Origin of the sequence: Microcoleus sp. Z1_B2 (assembly GCF_036700325.1) — a bacterium.
Lineage (GTDB): Bacteria > Cyanobacteriota > Cyanobacteriia > Cyanobacteriales > Microcoleaceae > Microcoleus.
The window spans coordinates 140619-157441 of record NZ_JAUBOQ010000007.1; the positions used below are offsets into that span (position 1 = coordinate 140619).

At 46.7% G+C, this 16823-nt stretch carries 14 protein-coding genes; 7 read left to right on the plus strand and 7 right to left on the minus strand.

The annotated features are described in order from the left end of the window. Positions 1-21: 21 nt before the first annotated feature. Positions 22-984: a hypothetical protein gene (locus QT984_RS06120; RefSeq protein ID WP_333053606.1), complete on the plus strand. Its 963-nt coding sequence runs from the start codon at positions 22-24 to the stop codon at positions 982-984. A gap of 157 nt (positions 985-1141) precedes the next feature. Further along, positions 1142-1435 (plus strand): DUF3288 family protein, encoded by a 294-nt coding sequence (locus QT984_RS06125; RefSeq protein ID WP_333053608.1) that lies wholly within the window; start codon positions 1142-1144, stop codon positions 1433-1435. Between the two features lie 184 nt (positions 1436-1619). On the opposite strand, the gene QT984_RS06130 is transcribed toward QT984_RS06125, so the two are convergent. The 4 genes from QT984_RS06130 to QT984_RS06145 all read right to left on the minus strand — a co-directional run bounded on the left by QT984_RS06130 (position 1620) and on the right by QT984_RS06145 (position 7753). Next, positions 1620-1742 (minus strand): hypothetical protein, encoded by a 123-nt coding sequence (locus QT984_RS06130; protein WP_333208887.1) that lies wholly within the window; start codon positions 1740-1742, stop codon positions 1620-1622. Between the two features lie 48 nt (positions 1743-1790). Continuing rightward, the gene (locus QT984_RS06135) at positions 1791-2732 is read right to left on the minus strand and encodes a hypothetical protein (protein WP_333053610.1); all 942 of its coding nucleotides are present in this window, start codon (positions 2730-2732) and stop codon (positions 1791-1793) included. Positions 2733-3593: 861 nt separating this feature from the next. Then, complete coding sequence (secA, locus tag QT984_RS06140) at positions 3594-6410, minus strand: preprotein translocase subunit SecA (protein ID WP_333373527.1); 2817 nt, start codon at positions 6408-6410, stop codon at positions 3594-3596. Between the two features lie 404 nt (positions 6411-6814). Further along, positions 6815-7753 (minus strand): ribonuclease Z, encoded by a 939-nt coding sequence (locus QT984_RS06145; RefSeq protein WP_333053612.1) that lies wholly within the window; start codon positions 7751-7753, stop codon positions 6815-6817. A 264-nt stretch (positions 7754-8017) separates the two neighbouring features. Here QT984_RS06145 and QT984_RS06150 point away from each other — a divergent pair, with 264 nt between their 5' ends. Together QT984_RS06150 and QT984_RS06155 are read left to right on the plus strand one after the other, a co-directional pair. Then, positions 8018-9193 (plus strand): SpoIID/LytB domain-containing protein, encoded by a 1176-nt coding sequence (locus QT984_RS06150; protein ID WP_333053613.1) that lies wholly within the window; start codon positions 8018-8020, stop codon positions 9191-9193. 334 nt (positions 9194-9527) lie between these two features. After that, positions 9528-9752 carry a hypothetical protein gene (locus QT984_RS06155; RefSeq protein WP_333331997.1) on the plus strand — a complete coding sequence of 75 codons (225 nt, stop codon included), beginning with the start codon at positions 9528-9530 and terminating at the stop codon, positions 9750-9752. A gap of 191 nt (positions 9753-9943) precedes the next feature. Here QT984_RS06155 and QT984_RS06160 read toward each other — a convergent pair whose 3' ends face one another. Next, complete coding sequence (locus QT984_RS06160; protein WP_333053614.1) at positions 9944-11269, minus strand: hypothetical protein; 1326 nt, start codon at positions 11267-11269, stop codon at positions 9944-9946. A 752-nt stretch (positions 11270-12021) separates the two neighbouring features. On the opposite strand from QT984_RS06160, the gene QT984_RS06165 reads away from it, so the two are divergent. The 3 genes from QT984_RS06165 (at position 12022) to QT984_RS06175 (ending at position 14007) form a co-directional block, all read left to right on the plus strand. Further along, the gene (locus QT984_RS06165; protein ID WP_333039118.1) at positions 12022-12543 is read left to right on the plus strand and encodes a photosystem I assembly protein Ycf3; all 522 of its coding nucleotides are present in this window, start codon (positions 12022-12024) and stop codon (positions 12541-12543) included. A 260-nt stretch (positions 12544-12803) separates the two neighbouring features. After that, positions 12804-13085, plus strand: coding sequence for an Asp-tRNA(Asn)/Glu-tRNA(Gln) amidotransferase subunit GatC (gatC, locus tag QT984_RS06170; RefSeq protein WP_006635952.1), 282 nt, complete (start codon positions 12804-12806; stop codon positions 13083-13085). A gap of 205 nt (positions 13086-13290) precedes the next feature. Beyond that, positions 13291-14007 (plus strand): TrkA family potassium uptake protein, encoded by a 717-nt coding sequence (locus QT984_RS06175; protein WP_333053615.1) that lies wholly within the window; start codon positions 13291-13293, stop codon positions 14005-14007. Here the strand turns inward: QT984_RS06175 and QT984_RS06180 are convergent. Next, positions 13964-15595 carry a sodium:proton antiporter gene (locus tag QT984_RS06180; RefSeq protein ID WP_333053616.1) on the minus strand — a complete coding sequence of 544 codons (1632 nt, stop codon included), beginning with the start codon at positions 15593-15595 and terminating at the stop codon, positions 13964-13966. The genes QT984_RS06175 and QT984_RS06180 overlap by 44 nt on opposite strands. Positions 15596-16045: 450 nt before the next feature. Further along, a complete protein-coding gene (locus QT984_RS06185) occupies positions 16046-16573 on the minus strand; it encodes a hypothetical protein (protein WP_333053617.1) in 528 nt (175 codons plus the stop codon). Positions 16574-16823: the final 250 nt, after the last annotated feature.

A 16823-nucleotide genomic window follows, 5' to 3' on the forward strand; every position in this document is an offset into this window, starting at 1 on the left:
AACGATGCAAGCTGGATCAACATGGAAATTAGCCAGAATCCGCTCGAATTCCTAACGGCTAAAGTACAAGAAACTGTTGCCGATACCCAAAACTTAGCCAACGAAATCGCTGCTAAAGTTGAGGAAAGTGCAACTGTATTAACAGGGTGGGTACAATCAGCGCCAAGTTCAATGGTTAGTGCTGGGGCGATCGCCACTCAAGAAGCTTTTAAAATAGCACATAACATCCGTTTTGAGAACCTGCCAAGAAATCTGCAATCGAAATTTGCTAGGGCTGGGATGCGTGACGGAATGCGAAATGTTCAAGAAGCAGCAAAAGTATTTGAATCCATACCCGCCCAAATTCGTGCCCAAGGCCCAGAAGCAATTCGCAACTTCTGTCAAGATAAAGATTGGAGTCACATCCAAGCGCACGTCAATGGAGGCGGAAGCGAAGCTGCTAACGGGATTTTTGAATATTTTTGGGTGAATCGTGCTCGCGGTGGTGTAGACATGACTGCTGCTGAATTAGCAGTCGCTAAGCAAGTTTTAGCGGATGCAGCGTTTAAAGCAGCAGTTGCGGAAATCGTTGGGGCTGCAATGAAAGGGGCGATCGCAGCAGCAGTAATTGAGTTAATATTTTCTATCTTAGAAAACTCGCTATTGTGCGTTGAAGGCAAAATTACCCAGTCAGAGTTAGTCGAACAAGTCGCCACTGCCACCGCCAAAGCTGGCATTGCTGGCGGTGTTATTACTGGCATTCTATTAACACTGTGCATGATATTTCCCCCCATTGCTGCGCTTTTAGGTGCCGCAGCGATGCCCTTGGCGGTTGCAGGTATTGGTTTTATGGGAATTCGCGCCTGGGAAATCTTTTGTCACGGCGATCGACTATTTGGTATTACTCAACAAACACAAAAATTTCTGGGGATGACTGAAGCGACAACACAAGCAAATAATCAGAATCTTGACTTTTTCAAGAAGTCGAAGTTTTTGGTATTCTGATGATTGGGAAATATAAATATGTAGTTAAACACCAAAAATAATCCTAGAACAACCTGAATTGTAGGGGCGGGTTTTACCAACCATAATAGCCTAAGACTAATAATCTTATAAACCCGCCCGCTCCCATGTAATGTTTATTTCTACCCACTTACTTAATATGGATTCATTAGAAAAAACTCAAGATCAGCAGCATCCGCAATACAAGCGCGATCGAGCCAGTGTCGATACTTTATTAGCAGGAGAAGCAACCGAATACAATTTATCGGAATTAGCAAGATTAATAATTCGCTACCGAGGCTTTCCCGGCGCTAGAGATATTCAATCCGACTTAAAAAAAGTCCTGCAAAAATGGAATTATACCGAAGAAACTCTTTACGAACAAACCCGTAAAATTCACGCTACAGGTGAGGTTTACAGGCGACAAAAAAGCGATCAAGAAGATTGGGTCTAACTTTAGAAACCGGGTTTTTGGCAGTTTCTGCGGGCTGTAACGCGTCTTCTCGTAAAAAAAGCCTGTTTGTGACCAGTCGTGCGTCTACGACTATTAAAGCAAAGTGCGATCGCCTCAAGTCAAACTCAAAGGCGATCGCACTTAATTCCACTCAACTAGGCCCGAAAAGCCCGCGCTACAGAAACTACCTTACAACAAAAACATTTGTTGTAATATCGCTTTGAGCAACCGCTTCAACCATACCCAAATAGTTAGTGCCGACGTTAATTGCCGTAGCACTGACAGCAACTCCTCCATTCAGATTCAAACTTACAGCTTCATTAGTTTCTAACCACTAAATCGCCCGTACTGCTATTTATTGACAAGCTACCCTCGTAAAATACATCCCACAACTCGGGCAGGATGTCCAGCTTCCTGTGCTTGGATCGAATTGCAAGGTACCCCTGTTGCTTCCACTTGCCAATTGGAAGTTCACAGCCTTTCCATATCCCCTCAACCGACAAAACGTATCTGCCCCCAATTGGCGTGCGTTAGGATCTAGCCCATTAGCACCTTTTAGCGCTACATCAATTGGGATACCATTTTCACCGACAGGATTTTCAAAAAGGCGGATGCCACTGTTACCGGCATTTGGCGTTGGAGTTGGTGGTTTAGGCTGTGGTGTACCTTGGCTAATCGGTTGTGGTAATTTGCACCAGCTAAACTCTAAATCATTCAAAGCAGTATCATCTCCCCTTCCTTGCTGACCTTCAACTTTCGCGCGAACACCACAAATTGCCGAATTCGGCGGACCTGTTACCCAATTTGGTGTCCAAGCTCCCCATTGAGCTCCACCAGATGCTTCAATTACAGTGCTATTACTATTACTACAGCCAAAAGTTACAGAATTTGCTCCTGTATCATCACCATTGCCTTGTGGTGGTTCTACTTTCAGTTTAAATGCTGTTGCATAACTTCCTTTCGGGCAATTAGCTCCTTCACCCCAATTCCCCCAAAATCCCGGATGTGGTACAATCCGCTCGACCATGTTTCCCGCACGATCGTAACAATATAAGGCAACAGCATTGAGTGCAGTATCGTCGCCCCCACCTTGATTCGGTTCAACCCTCATCGAATATCCACCCACGTAGCTACCACCAGGGCAATAAATTGCGGTAGACCATCCTCCCCAAGGTGTGGCATTAGGAGCATTTTTTACGCCAGTAATGTCATTGCGAAAAGAAGCAGCACTAGCAGTCAAAGTGCTAGTGATAAGAGAAAGCGCTAAACCGCTGGCAATCCACACATTATTTTTCATAACTAAACCTCTCAATTGTGATGATTCTGGTCAATCGTCAGGGGATATTTTTTACACTCCCCGATAGCAATAATCCGGACAGTTTTTAGGCGTTGCTGAATTTAGGTAGGAATTCACATTTCCCAATTGCTATAAGACCCGGGAGGGTGAGTTTTGTAACATCAAGCGAAAAGTTGATTCATACGCCAGAATCAGCAACACCAGTTTTTATATGGCCCAATGGCTTATTCTGTAGGACTTTGAGCCACTGTGGATAATTAAATCAATGTCAGCTCCACCCCGCTCGTTGCATTTAATTGGACTTTATTTATGATCCTTGCGCCGCGTAAGCTTGTAGTCTCGTTCCAAAAACTGTCCGGAGTATTGCGATAGCAAAGGCGGTTAAAAATTAGGCTAAAATGAAAGAGCGACAGTCAAAGTTCAAGAATTCACTAAATTGTAATACCCTTACTTTGCACCACTATTTGTGATGTATCCCCACCCAATAAAAATTATGGTTGGGGCTTCCGATATAGTGATGGGATGAGCCAGACGGAGCTATTTTCTGATGTATTCTAGCTTCTTTAATGGCTAATATCGTTTCCGGTTGGAACGGAATTATTTATATATTTGGATGGTCAGTGCGAGCGAGACGCTCGCACTACTCTATACTGCATGATTCCGATTTAACCGGATTTGATATAACTTCTTTCTGGCACGATCGCCCTTTTTCTTAACAGACTTCTTGGCAGAAACAGATGAGAGTTTTGACTCAGACGATTGTTGGTTCGCTTTTATTGGTTGCATATCGCTAACCCCACCCAAATCAAAGATTATGGGTGGAGACTGCGCGATCTCATTTTCCTTCAATTTTCAACTGCGTCAAACCATCTCTGGTGAAACTTGCATTGCCGGCTGCGGCTGGAACTGGAACAGCGAATAAACCACATTGCGGCGGATATCCGTCATCATGTCCAAAAACAGCTCGTAACCTTCAGTTTTGTACTCGATTAACGGGTCTTTCTGGCCGTAACCGCGCAGCCCTACCGACTCGCGCAAAGCATCCATTTGTTGCAAATGTTCCCGCCACAAAGTATCAATTTGCTGCAAAATAAAGAACCGTTCCGCATCGCGCATCAATTCAGCTCGGATTGCATTAACTTCCGCTTCTTTCATGTCGTAAGCGTTGCGGACTTGTTCGTGTAAGAAAGTTTTAATTTCCTCAACGGACAAATCTTCTAGCTGATCCGGTGTCATGTCAGCCAGCAAATAAACAAATTCCTTCACCTTGCTCACAAGTTTGTCGAGTTCCCATTCTTCCGAAGGTAAGTCGGGGTTGATGTATGCTCCCACGATGTCGTCCATCGTCTGTTCGGCATACCTAATTACCTGTTCCTTGGAGTCCAAACCTTCCAATACTCGGCGACGTTCCGCATAGATTGCTCGACGCTGATTGTTCATCACTTCGTCGTATTCAAAGACCTGCTTGCGGATATCGTAATAGTAGGTTTCGACTTTTTTCTGAGCGCCTTCGAGGGAACCAGTCAGCATTTTAGATTCGATCGGCATATCTTCCTCAACACCGAAAGCCTTCATCAAACCGGCAACCCGTTCGCCGCCGAAAATCCTGAGCAAATTGTCATCCAAACTCAAGAAAAACCGCGTAGAACCCGGGTCTCCTTGGCGTCCCGCCCGGCCGCGCAACTGATTGTCGATCCGGCGCGATTCGTGGCGTTCGGTACCGATGACGTGCAAGCCTCCCAACCGCACGACTTCATCGTGTTCGGTGCTGGTAAAAGCATCGTACTCCCTGCGAGTTAAATTGTAAGCTTCCCGCAATTTTTGAATTACGGGGTCTTTTGTCGGCGCTTTTTCCGAAGCTATAGCCACGATATCATCGGCTTGCAATTCCGTGAGCGATCGCTCCCCGTACTCCTTCACCGCCAATTCCACCGCCGCTTTGAGCATTTGCTCGGCATCTTTCGATAGCTGCGTCGGGAAAATCTGCGCCGAAGCTTTCCAAGACTTTACCTTTTTCGCAGTTTGACCAAAACCTTGAGGTGCGGGGCGGCCGCCAATACCGGGTACTTGCACCAGCGAAAACCCGTCCTCATCTTCGGGTTGCACAATCCGGGGCATAAAATACTCCCGCAACTTGAGGCGCGCCATGTACTCAGAATTACCGCCCAAAATAATATCAGTACCGCGTCCCGCCATGTTGGTCGCGATCGTCACAGCGCCTTTGCGTCCGGCTTGAGCAATAATTTCTGATTCCCGCTCCACATTTTCCGGTTTAGCATTAAGCAAATTGTGAGGAATTTTCCTCTCCTGCAGCAGCCGCGACAGCAACTCCGACTTTTCCACACTCGTAGTGCCCACCAGCACCGGCCGACCGATCTCGTGCATTTCCCCGCATTCTTGGGCGATCGCATTCCACTTCCCAGCCTCCGCCTTGTACACCATATCCGAAAGGTCAGTACGGCTGGTAATCCGGTTAGTGGGAATCAGCGTCACTTCCAGTTTGTAAATCTTCTCAAACTCGGTCTCTTCAGTCTTCGCCGTCCCTGTCATCCCCGACAGCTTCGGATAAAGCAAAAAGAAATTCTGATAAGTAATTGTCGCCAGCGTCTGAGTTTCCGGCTGAATTTCCGCCCGTTCCTTAGCTTCGATCGCCTGGTGCAAACCGTCACTCCAGCGCCGTCCCGGCATCACCCGCCCGGTAAACTCATCCACAATCACCACTTCGCGATCGGCATTGACGATGTAGTTAATATCCTTAATAAACAATTCCTTCGCCTTAATCGCATTAAAAATGTAATGCGCCCAAGGGTCAGCCGGGTCGTACAAATCCGTAACACCCAACAACCGCTCAGCTTCACCAAAGCCTTCATCGGTCAATAGCACATTCCGAGCTTTTTCGTCAACCTCGTAATGTTCTTCATTTTCCTTTCTCAGGGAAGCAGCTACCTCAGCCGCCCGGATGTACTTCTCACTGGGGCGTTCCACCTGGCCCGAAATAATCAGAGGCGTCCGCGCCTCATCAATCAGCACCGAGTCAACTTCGTCAATCACGCAAAAATTAAAAGGACGCTGCACTACATCTTCCATGACAGTAGCCATGTTGTCGCGCAAATAGTCAAAGCCGACTTCGCTGTTCGTGGCGTAGGTAATATCGCAGTTATAATTTTTCTTTCGTTCCACCTGATCCATGCCCTGCTGAATCAGTCCCACAGTCAATCCCAGGAAGCGGTGCACCTGTCCCATCCATTCCGCATCCCGCCTTGCGAGATAATCGTTCACGGTGATGATGTGTACGCCTTTACCGTTGAGGGCGTTGAGGTAAGCCGGTAGCGTCGCCACCAAAGTTTTGCCCTCACCGGTTTTCATTTCGGCAATTTGGCCTTTGTGCAGGATGATGCCGCCGAGGAGTTGGACATCAAAGTGGCGCAGTCCCAAAACCCGCTGTCCCGCTTCCCGCACCACTGCAAAAGCTTCCGGCAAGATTTCGTCTAGGATCTCTTTTTCTTCGTTGATAGATTTAGCTTTTGCCAGACGTTGTTGAAACTCGGCCGTTTTTCCTCTGAGGCCGTCGTCTGAGAGTGCGCGGAAGTCTTCTTCCAAAATATTGATATCAGCTACCCAAGGCTGAAATTTTCTCAGTTTGCGCGCGTTGGGATCGCCTAGCAGATTTTTAAACATGGCAGGAGAGGCAGATTTTTAATAATTTAGCTATTAGCTTTCAGGGTTACGGGCTGTAGTGTTAGCCACAACATATACCCTCCCCGATTGTAGCAACCATTGGGTCTCCTGGGCCGTCGCTGGGGGCGATCGACCGATTTTAGATTTTCGATTTTAGATTTTAGATTGAAGTTGGTGAAGGTGGGTCGCGATCGCAGCTCAGGTATATGTGCTTATTGACAATTGCAGGGCGTAACAGGTGCGAAAGCCTGTTCCACAATAGATTAATGTTTTTGTTGGATTAATTTCAGCAACAGGCTTTTCGGCCTGTTTTACAATAGATTAATGTTTTTGTTGGGTGGGCCCCAGAGCCCGCCCCGATCGCCCTTATGGAAAAAGCTGTAACATCTCAGGTCAGATTAACCCTAGTTTGAAACAGGCCTCGGCACTTCGTAAGTCAAAAAGTCATAGGCCATTTTCGTATTCGGAAAAATAGCCTGCGCTTCCTTTAGCAAATCATCCAGGACGATCGCATTCCCCGGAGCGTAACGCGGGCTAAAATGCGTCATAATTAGCTGTTTCGCCCCAGCGATCAAAGCCACTTGAGCCGCCATTGTGGAAGTCGAATGCAGGCGATCGAAGGCCATTTGAGCATCTTGATGAGCAAAAGTCGCTTCATGCACCAACAAATCAGCATCCTTTGCTAATTCCACGGCCCCGTCACAAAAAACCGTGTCGGTACAGTAAACAAACTTCCGCCCGACTTGATCCGGGCCACAAAAATCAGTACCTTTAAACTCTCGCCCGTCCTCTAACTTTACCGTCTTTCCTTGTTTTAACTCCCCGTAAATTGGCCCGGAAGGAATGCCCGCTGCCTTCGCTTTTTCTACATCAAAATGTCCCGGACGATCTTTCTCAGTTACGCGATAACCAAAAGCAGTAACTCGGTGCTTCAAAGGGCCACAACTAACAATATATTCGTCATCTTCATAGATAACTCCCTCATGGATTTTGTGTACCTTCACCGGGTAAGAAAAATGAGTTTGAGAATAGCGAACGCCAGCTTGCAAATATTCTTCAAGTCCCGGAGGCCCGTAAAGATCGATGCGCTTGACATTCCCCGCCAAACCGCAGCTAGCCAGCAAACCCATTAAGCCGAAAATATGGTCGCCGTGCAGGTGAGTGATGAAAATGCGGCTTAGTTGGCTGACTTTGAGCTCGCTGCGGAGAAACTGGTGCTGAGTTCCTTCGCCGCAGTCAAACAGCCAGAGTTCCGCTCGCTGGGGCAAGCGGAGGGCGATGCTGGAAACGTTGCGCGATCGCGTGGGTACGCCGGAGCTAGTTCCGAGAAATGTAATCTGCAAGAGTCAAATCACCTCAATTAAGTCTTAAAAAATATGTTACATATATCCAGAGTGCGGCTGATCCGACATACAGGAAATAGTCGCAGGCAGGAACCGGGATAAATCGCTGTTCCTGGGAACATCTACTTGCTAAAATCATTTTCGACAAGCGCACAGAGTGCCAAACCCAATTCTAACGTTTTCTTTCTTCCGTTCCCCTTCCTTTTTCCCTTCCCTTCCCTTAAAAATTCTTAAACTCACACAGCACAGGAGGAAAATTTTCAAATGCAGTCAGGAGTATTCTTTGTTTCCGTTCTTTCGACATTAAAAAAACGCTACTTTTGGATTTCCTTGTTGTTTTGGCTGGCAATGGTAGCCCCAGCACAGGCCGCACTGATCTTGCGAGTGGCGGTACAAGACGGGGCCAGTCAGGTAAAAGTCGGCAGTTCTACTAAGGCTGCAATCCGCGACGGTAGCGGGCGCAATTTGGGCGAACTGCCGGCAAACAGTTCTCAGTCGGCTCAATTTCGATCGGGAACAGTGGCAATTGGTCGCTGGGCCGCCAACCAAGTTTGGATCGAGCCGACGGGGAACGGTTATGTCTGGATTGGCGATCGTTGGTATCGGGGACGCACCCTTCTAGTTCCCCAAAAAGGAGGCTTGACTGCCATCAACTACGTCAATATCGAACAATATCTCTACAGCGTTCTCGGCGCCGAGATGAGTGGCAATTGGCCTCAAGAGGCTTTGAAAGCCCAAGCAGTCGCCGCCCGTTCCTACGCTATCCACCAGCGCCTCAAAAGCGAAACCGACCTTTACGACGTGGACAGCACTCAGTATTCCCAAGTTTACAAAGGACTGCAAACAGAATCTTCTGGCACTTATTCCGCAGTCGATGCAACCGCCGGTCAAGTTTTGGCCTACAACGGTCAGATTATTTTAGCCGCTTTCCACTCTGCCTCTGGGGGACATACTGAAAATGTCGAGGATGTTTGGACGGAACCTCTGCCTTACCTGCGTGCTGTTCCTGACTTCGACCAAGGGGCCCCGGTTTATCAATGGAAAGAAAATTTTTCTCGCGCTCAAATCAGCAGTAAGATTTCTGGCGTGGGCAATGTGATCTCGATGAAGCCAGAACGCACTACCGCTCACGGCAGCGTTTTGAGGATGAAAGTAGTCGGAGATGGCGGTTCTAGGGTCATGACTGGCGCAGATTTACGCCGGGTTTTAAATTTGAGGAGTACGCGGTTCACCGTGATTCCTCAATATGGGGGCGGTGGGAACCCAAGGAACAGCGGCCAAGCTCCTACCGGTTTTCAAGTTGCTGGCAAAGGTTTCGGCCATGCTGTAGGAATGAGCCAGTGGGGTGCCTACAATTTGGCCAGACAAGGATACGGCTACCAGCAAATTTTGTTGCACTATTACCGAGGTGCTACTTTGGCTAGAATTGCAGTCCAGTAACTGCTGGGAGTGGGCAAGAAAGAAGTTCGGCAACGGATTATGTAACGGATGTAACGGATGTCAGGAAGAAGGAAGAAGGAAGAAGGAAGAAGGAAGAAGGAAGAACGGAAAAACAACTATTCCTGTATCTCTGACTTCCGTGTCCTGAATACAAGGAATTGGGAACTTGTACGGCCCTTCGACTACGATCGGGAACCGCGTAGTGGCAGGCCAGAAACCGCGTAGCCGAAGTATTGGAAATTGGAAATTGGGAATTGGGAATGACTAATGACTAATGACTAATGACTAATGACTAATGACTAATGACTAATGACTAACTACATTAAGGATTGCTATGCAAAAGTGGGAGTATTTATTTGTGGATGCGAATATGTATCCTTTTGGAAACAAGCTGATTAGTTTATATGTAAACGGTGAAGAACAGCGAGATTGGAAACAAGGCTCGCTGCATCTATTTGTCAATCATTTGGGGGACGAAGGATGGGAACTTGTGGCTCTGGATCATGACTCGAAGTATGACCAAAATTGTTTAATTTTTAAACGCCCTAAGCTTATTTAATAAAACTCGGATTAGAAAAAATTATGACATCCATAAAGATTGATATTTTCCATAATTCTTAGCCACCAGCTAAAAGCCCGTTCCCCAACAAAGATATTTTATTGTGGAACAGGCATTCTGTCTATTCTTGAAAAGGGTGCAAGATTTTAGCAACCTAACTTAACAACAAACAACTGTTTTTTTCATTCGTATTACAAGTTTTCGGATCGATCGATCCGGCGCTGCCACTCGGCATTTATTTTGGGTGACTGTTCTAGTTCTTGTTGGGTTAATTCTGTTTCTGTTGTATAAGCTAAGTCTTCTCCAGTCAGAACGTTTTCTGCTGCAAATTCCTGGGCGTATGCCAGTTTTTTGAGTAAGTTGGCATCGGGTTCGTTTAATAACATTGCTCGCTGCTGACGCTCTTGATTGCGGGATTCTATCCGGCTATTTTTCCACTGAATCCAAAAGTAGCGAATTAAAGGAATTGCGAGAAATCCGACGCCATAAATCAGGATCATGGGATAAACAGCGCTGACGAAACCGATAAATCCACCTGCGATTAAATTATTAGTTAATAGATTCCCCAAAACTAACGCACCGACAAGATTGACGGCTCCTAACCCTGCTGCGAGCATGATTTTGCCGGAACTGGCGTTGCTGAAACGCCACAGCATTTCTCGCAAATAAGCTGCTACTGGTTCAGAATTTCTCTCGGTGGCTGTGGTTTGCAATTGCGGAAAATGGTAGACTATTTGCCCTTCGGGACTGACTTCGGGGCGGCCGTCAAAACGGGCGAGAGCCGGTAACATATATTCTTCGTATTCTCGGGCGTATCCTTGTCCGAGATTGTCTAGATATGGGGCAATTTGTTCGGCGACGACGGCGCCTCGGCTGTTGCGAATTGCCGTGGCAATATCGCTCCACTTACGCTCTTCTAGATTGTAATTGGGATTGCCGTCTCCAAATAGAAATGAGAAAACTGCTTCCAGAAAACTCATCTCGGGTTTTTGGTCAGTTAAGCGCGATCGCTGCTGGTAGTATGGTTGGTCATGGTTCCAGTAAAATATCCAGCTTAAGTCGTTCCAGAAGTAGGGAAAAAACGAAAAGCCGCCGCCTCTGCCGCCCCCGCTACCACCGTCTCCTCCGCCGCCGCTGTTATTGCTGTCGCTGCTGGAGAGTAAACTGGAGATTAAAATAGTGATAGCAACAAAAATTAAGAGGATGGAAGCTACCAGCACTATGCCAAAAGATATCCGAATCAGGTAAAATAAAACTCGCCAGATTTTTTGCCACCATTCCTGCAACTGCAAGCGCAAGAATTTGTTTCGCAAAATATCTCGAAAGTTCTTGGGAAATAGGTAGGCAATGTCGCCGGATTCTGCTACTTGCAGGTTGCCGCCTGCTTCGGAGGCGAGGGTTAACAGTTCTCGCTGGGCAAAATTGACATCTAATCCAGCTTTTGCCGCCACGTCTCCAACCGTAACGCGGTAGCCAAGTTGTTCGACGGCTTGCATAATGGTGGGATTCGGAGCCATAGGTTTCTCTCTGTGAAAATTACCCGGTTATTTTTATTATATATTGCGGGAATTCGAGCTGGTTTTGACGATCGGCTTTCTGATTTTTTTTGATGCTGCCCTTGACAATTCCCGCATCCAGGATACCCGCCACGTGATTCATCCGTCCAGAAATAAAAAACCTGTATCCGATAAAGGCGCCCCCGAATTTATCTCGCGCAAGTCAATGCTAAAATCTAAAATCTAAAATCTAAAATCTAAAATCGATTGACTTTGGGGCAAAATATTGCTAGTGTTTTGCCGAATAACTTTTAAGTATGGGCTGAACTCGGATAGCTTAATAAAACTTTGTGATGGAATTTCTCCTCGGCAGGTTATTTGCTTGTTTGCTCTGAGGGTCAAGGAGGGGGGATTATGGCTACATTTATTGGGTACGATGTGCGATCGCCCGTAAGCGTTGCTTCCACAAGAGGATAGCCCCTGCACCCCAGGCAGAACATTTCCTTTCTGCACGGTTTTTGTAAGTTTTGTGTAGAGTGCCAGAGATATGTTAAAGAAATCTAGTTTTTTTGCCAGTCTTGCAAGACTTATATAAAATAGATAGAGCTTGCGAGGGTGTTAAACCCAAGGGCGTGTTTTAAGGTTCGCAGGTGCGATCGACTAAACTTTTTAGCGCCCTCAACACAACGGCCCACTACAACAGTGGCGCAATTATTAATAGCAAAACTTTACAGGCTAATTTTTCTGATTAGCCACTAACCAAAGAATCGCATATGCCAAGAACTCAACGCAACGATAACTTTATTGACAAAAGTTTCACGGTAATGGCTGATATCATCCTCAAGATTATGCCGGCTAAAAAGCAGGCGAAGGAAGCTTTTGCTTATTACCGGGATGGTATGTCAGCTCAAGCAGATGGCGAATATGCTGAAGCGCTCGACAATTATCATGAAGCGCTGAAGCTGGAGGAAGATCCTTACGATCGCAGTTATGTCTTGTACAATATGGGGCTGATCCATACTAGCAACGGCGAACACGATAAAGCTTTGGAATATTACAGCGAGGCTTTGGATCTCAATCCGAGAATGCCACAAGCACTAAATAATATTGCTGTAATTTACCACTATCAAGGGGAAAAGGAAAAGGAAGCTGGCAATATTGAAGGCGCGGAAGGGCTGTTTGATAAAGCTGCGGATTATTGGAAGGAGGCTATTCGCTTGGCCCCAAACAATTACATTGAAGTGCAAAATTGGCTGAAGACAACAGGCCGATCGCAAATTGATGTGTATTTTTAACTAGGATGGGCATGGGGCATGGGGCATAGTTAGTAGTTAATAGTTGGTAGTTAAGCTGTTGTGCATCTAATTTGACAGTCAATTTTTCTACAATTATTGTGGAACGGGCATCTTGCCCGTCTCTGGATTCAATTTAAATGCGTAGCAGTTTAGTCGTTTCTCTAATAACAAATAACAATTCCCTATGCCCAATTCCCCATTCCCCATTCCTCATTCCCCATTCCCCATTCCCCATTCCCAATTTCCAATTACAGATTTTTATGATTGACAGAGAAGAAGTTCGGAAAGTAGCGAATTTAGCGAGATTGGAATTAACGCCGGAAGAAGAAGAGCAGTTTACTGGTCAACTTAACGGTATTTTGGATTATTTCGAGCAGTTGAGCGAACTAGATACGAGTAAGGTGCAGCCGACAACGCGGGCGATCGATGTTAGTAATGTAATGCGATCGGACGATTTGCAACCTTTTGCTAAGGGAGAAAGTATTTTGGAGGGAGCTCCCGATCGCGATGGGGAGTTTTTCAAAGTGCCTAAGATTATGTAGGGTTCCCGCTGCGTAGCTAACTGAGGAAAATCACTTGTGGGGCTGGCTCCCATGCCAACCACACAAGCAGATTAAACTAAGTGTGGAACAGGTAATAAGTAAGCCCGGTATAAGCCACCCCACCAGATTAAACTGATAAAAACCCAAAACAATCTCACTCATAGGGATAAATCTGTAACGTTCATTCTTGGGGTGACAAATAGTCATGTACGTATTAATTGGTGGAGCAGGAATGATGGGGCTGGGTTTAGCCCAGCAGCTATTAAAAGTCGGTCATACGGTTGCCATCATCGATGCCGACCCGCTGGCCTGTCGCTTTGCTCGTGAAAAAATCGGAGTAATGGCATTTGAAGGCAGTGCGGTGAGTACAACGGTTCTTCTGGAAGCGGGAATTAAACAAGCAAACGCAGTCGTTGCAGCACTCAGGGATGATGCACTGAATTTAGCGCTGATCACCCTATCCAGAAGCTATGGCATTTCCCATATTGTGGTGCGAATGCGCGATCGCGAATTCCTGGAAGCCTATCGACTTGCCGGAGCCAGTCACATCATCAGCACTATTGATTTGGCAGTTGCATCAATGGCGAATGCGATTGAATATCCCCAAATCGAGTCGATGATGCACTTTGAACACGGGCAAGTCGAGGTACTAAAGCTGCCAGTTCCAGGCGATTGCAAGGTGGCAGGTAGCACCGTTGCTCAAATTGCTCAAGACCCCCGTTTTCCAACAGGTTCGCTGATTATTGGTTATCAATGCCATGCCTGCGCCAATCTGGAGATTCCAAACGGCAATACTGTTCTTGAAGCAGGTTCTACCATCTTGGTCGTCACCCGTCCAGAGCTAGTTCACCAAATGATTGATTACCTCGGCATTCGCGCTAGTCATCTGCCAACGTTAGAAGTTTCTCATCCAAATCTTTGATGTAAGGATGAACCAGATCCTCTGGGACAATTCGCTTGCGGAGGGCATCGCTAACTGCTCCTTTTTCTGCTAGAAGCAATCGCCGTCGAATCGTATCTAGCCCGCTGCGATCGCCCTGTACTTGCCCGGCCCGATGTTGATTGTAGAGATCGCGCAGCACTCGCTCAGAGTGCGCTACTCGTGCTTGATACGATGCCCATAATTCCTCGTAAACTGCCTTCGGCAACACGCCAGATTTCAGCAAACTATCTAGCTCATCTTGAGCCGCTTTGGAAGCAATCAACTGAATTTGTAACTGCCCTGCTTCCTGCATTACATCAGAAACACGGCTAATTTGTAACCGTTTTACTAGCCAGGGTAAACTTAATCCTTGTCCGACCAAGGAGAATAAAACTGCACCGAAAACCAGCGCAATGATGTTATCTCGTCCTGTCAATCCCAGAGGAATACTAAGCGCCAGTGCCATCGAGAGTGAGCCTTTGATGTTTCCCAGAAACAGAACGTGCTGCCAGCGCAGGGGAATCGGACGATCGAACCACCGCAGCGCCGCTAACAACAGATAAACCGAGAGAATCCGTGCCAGTTGATACGCCAAAATAACGAACAGAATGGATGGCAAAATTCTCCACAGTGTCAGCGGGTTAATCTCAATGCCGATCAGCAGAAAAATAAATGTATTGACCCCAAAACCAGCGTACTCCCAGAAGCTCAGTAGCGTAATTCGATCCGAGGCTGATGTAGTGCGAGAAAGCCCCAGATTGCCAAAAATAAGTCCGGCGATCACCACCGCCACCGCACCGGATACCCCCAAAAATTGCCCGATTTGGAATGTTCCTAACGCCAGCGCAACAGTCAGCAAGAGACTACTCAACGGGTCATTTAATCGAACAAATATCGGCAGACTCAAGTAACCTAAGATGACACCCACGAGTCCCCCACCCAAGGCAACCACGAGCAGTTCCTTAAGTCCTCCTACGACGGTAAGAGAACCTGTAGCATAAACGACTAGAATCAAATTGAATGAAACCAGGGCAGCCGCATCATTGAACAGGGTTTCTCCTTCCACGATGGTGGATAGCCGGGAAGGCACACGAATCTCTTTAAAAACCGCGATCATTGAGACTGTATCAGTGTTTGCCAGAATGACTCCGATCAGCAACGCCGGAATCCAGTCTAGTCCTAGCCCAAATTTAACCAGAATAGCGATAATTGCTGAGGAAAAGATCGAGCCTGGGCCCGCCAGCAGGGCGATCGGCTTAAACGTGCTGCGGAGACGGCTGATATCCGTATTGATAGCTGCTTCAAAAATCAGAATTGGTAGAAAAAGATTTAATACTAAAGATGGGTCTAAACCTATTCGACGCGACAATACCTCCGTAATGGGCAAGCCTGCTAACACTAAGCCCGTCACATAGGGAATTCGCAACCGTTGGGTTACGAGTGCCACAACAGTTGCAATCAGCAGCAGAATGATCAAGATGATGACCAATTCAGAAATAACTCCTGCAGTTTGGCTATTTGTAGCAGGATCGCTGCCCAAGGGAGGTGCTTGCGCTACAATCGACTCGATCGCCGATATTCCTGTCATAAATTCGTTTTCCTCACAGAAATTGACAGATTAACTACGGTTTTAGTCTACAGGAAACGGTTCACTATGCTGTAGGCGGAACTGCAATTTATGTGGTGTATTTGGATGAATGCCGATGAAGCTGAAACAGGATGTCTGGGTTGGTTGGGCGCTAGGGGCGTTTTTAGAGTGCAATTTTTTTGGTAGAGTTCTGGATAATTTCCCAACCCTTACAAAATGCTAATTCGTCTTAATTGTGCTGGCTTTTCTTTTTTGAACAGTCTCTTCTGAAGCATGGCAGACCCGATCGCGGTTGTCGAATCGGCGAGTAATGGAAGTTGTCGAGCCATCTGTGAGGAATAGGAGAGCGATCGCCCAAAGTCATCAATAGTCAAAATTAGGACTATTTTTGGACGTTCTGATTCGCGGGAATAAATTCCTCGAAGGTAATCGTCCTTTCTTACCTTGAATTTATGTGGCATCACAGACACGCCACGTCAGAATCTCCCAACGTTTAAGGACAGGTTCAGCAATCACGATCTCATTTTCTCTTGCCTCCATGACGATCAAATAATCTCCCTGGTTAAATCTGTCGTTGTAAATTCTTGCTTGTTCTTCTGGCACCAACCATCCTTGAAGTGCGCCATATAGACCGCCAGCAGTTGCAGCAATCCCACTTCCAGCGAAAGTTGCTAAAAGGCTTTCCACCGCTAATGCCTGACCAATACCGGGAATTAGCAGGCTGCTGAGTCCAACAATTAAGGCTAGTGCACCTAGTCGTATGCTGCCGTATATCGCGCCTAATTGTGCGCCTGCTGCTCTTGTGATTACAATTTGCTGCACCCCCAGAGAGTCCAAATCATTATTGTCAGAAGGTTTAGCAATCACTGAAATCTTGTGCATGGGGAAGCCCCTGCTTTTTAGCTCAACAAGCGCCTGCTTTACATTTCGATGATTAGTAAATAGGCCGCTAGCACGTTTGAGATTTTGGGAAGTCATGATAAATATTCAATATTCAACGCTACAAAATTGGTAAATAGTGTGTAAAGCCGCTTTGAATGACCGCATCACAAAAACTACTTATACCGAATCCGGGTTTGGAGATTCTGTTATTCTTTAGTCGGCGCAGGCCGACTGTGTTTGTATAGAAGCGGTTTTAACCGCCGATCGATCTACTTATACCGAATCCGGGTTTGGAGATTCTGTTATTCTTTAGTCGGCGCAGGCCGACTGTGTTTGTATAGAAGCG

Bases quoted from the DNA above. Each gene is read 5' to 3' on its own strand.
- QT984_RS06120 (WP_333053606.1), top strand. From the start codon at position 22: ATGGAAATTAGCCAGAATCCGCTCGAATTCCTAACGGCTAAAGTACAA.
- QT984_RS06125 (WP_333053608.1), top strand. From the start codon at position 1,142: ATGGATTCATTAGAAAAAACTCAAGATCAGCAGCATCCGCAATACAAG.
- QT984_RS06135 (WP_333053610.1), bottom strand. From the start codon at position 2,732: ATGAAAAATAATGTGTGGATTGCCAGCGGTTTAGCGCTTTCTCTTATC.
- secA (WP_333373527.1), bottom strand. From the start codon at position 6,410: ATGTTTAAAAATCTGCTAGGCGATCCCAACGCGCGCAAACTGAGAAAA.
- QT984_RS06150 (WP_333053613.1), top strand. From the start codon at position 8,018: ATGCAGTCAGGAGTATTCTTTGTTTCCGTTCTTTCGACATTAAAAAAA.
- QT984_RS06155 (WP_333331997.1), top strand. From the start codon at position 9,528: ATGCAAAAGTGGGAGTATTTATTTGTGGATGCGAATATGTATCCTTTT.
- QT984_RS06160 (WP_333053614.1), bottom strand. From the start codon at position 11,269: ATGGCTCCGAATCCCACCATTATGCAAGCCGTCGAACAACTTGGCTAC.
- QT984_RS06165 (WP_333039118.1), top strand. From the start codon at position 12,022: ATGCCAAGAACTCAACGCAACGATAACTTTATTGACAAAAGTTTCACG.
- gatC (WP_006635952.1), top strand. From the start codon at position 12,804: ATGATTGACAGAGAAGAAGTTCGGAAAGTAGCGAATTTAGCGAGATTG.
- QT984_RS06175 (WP_333053615.1), top strand. From the start codon at position 13,291: ATGTACGTATTAATTGGTGGAGCAGGAATGATGGGGCTGGGTTTAGCC.
- QT984_RS06180 (WP_333053616.1), bottom strand. From the start codon at position 15,595: ATGACAGGAATATCGGCGATCGAGTCGATTGTAGCGCAAGCACCTCCC.
- QT984_RS06185 (WP_333053617.1), bottom strand. From the start codon at position 16,573: ATGACTTCCCAAAATCTCAAACGTGCTAGCGGCCTATTTACTAATCAT.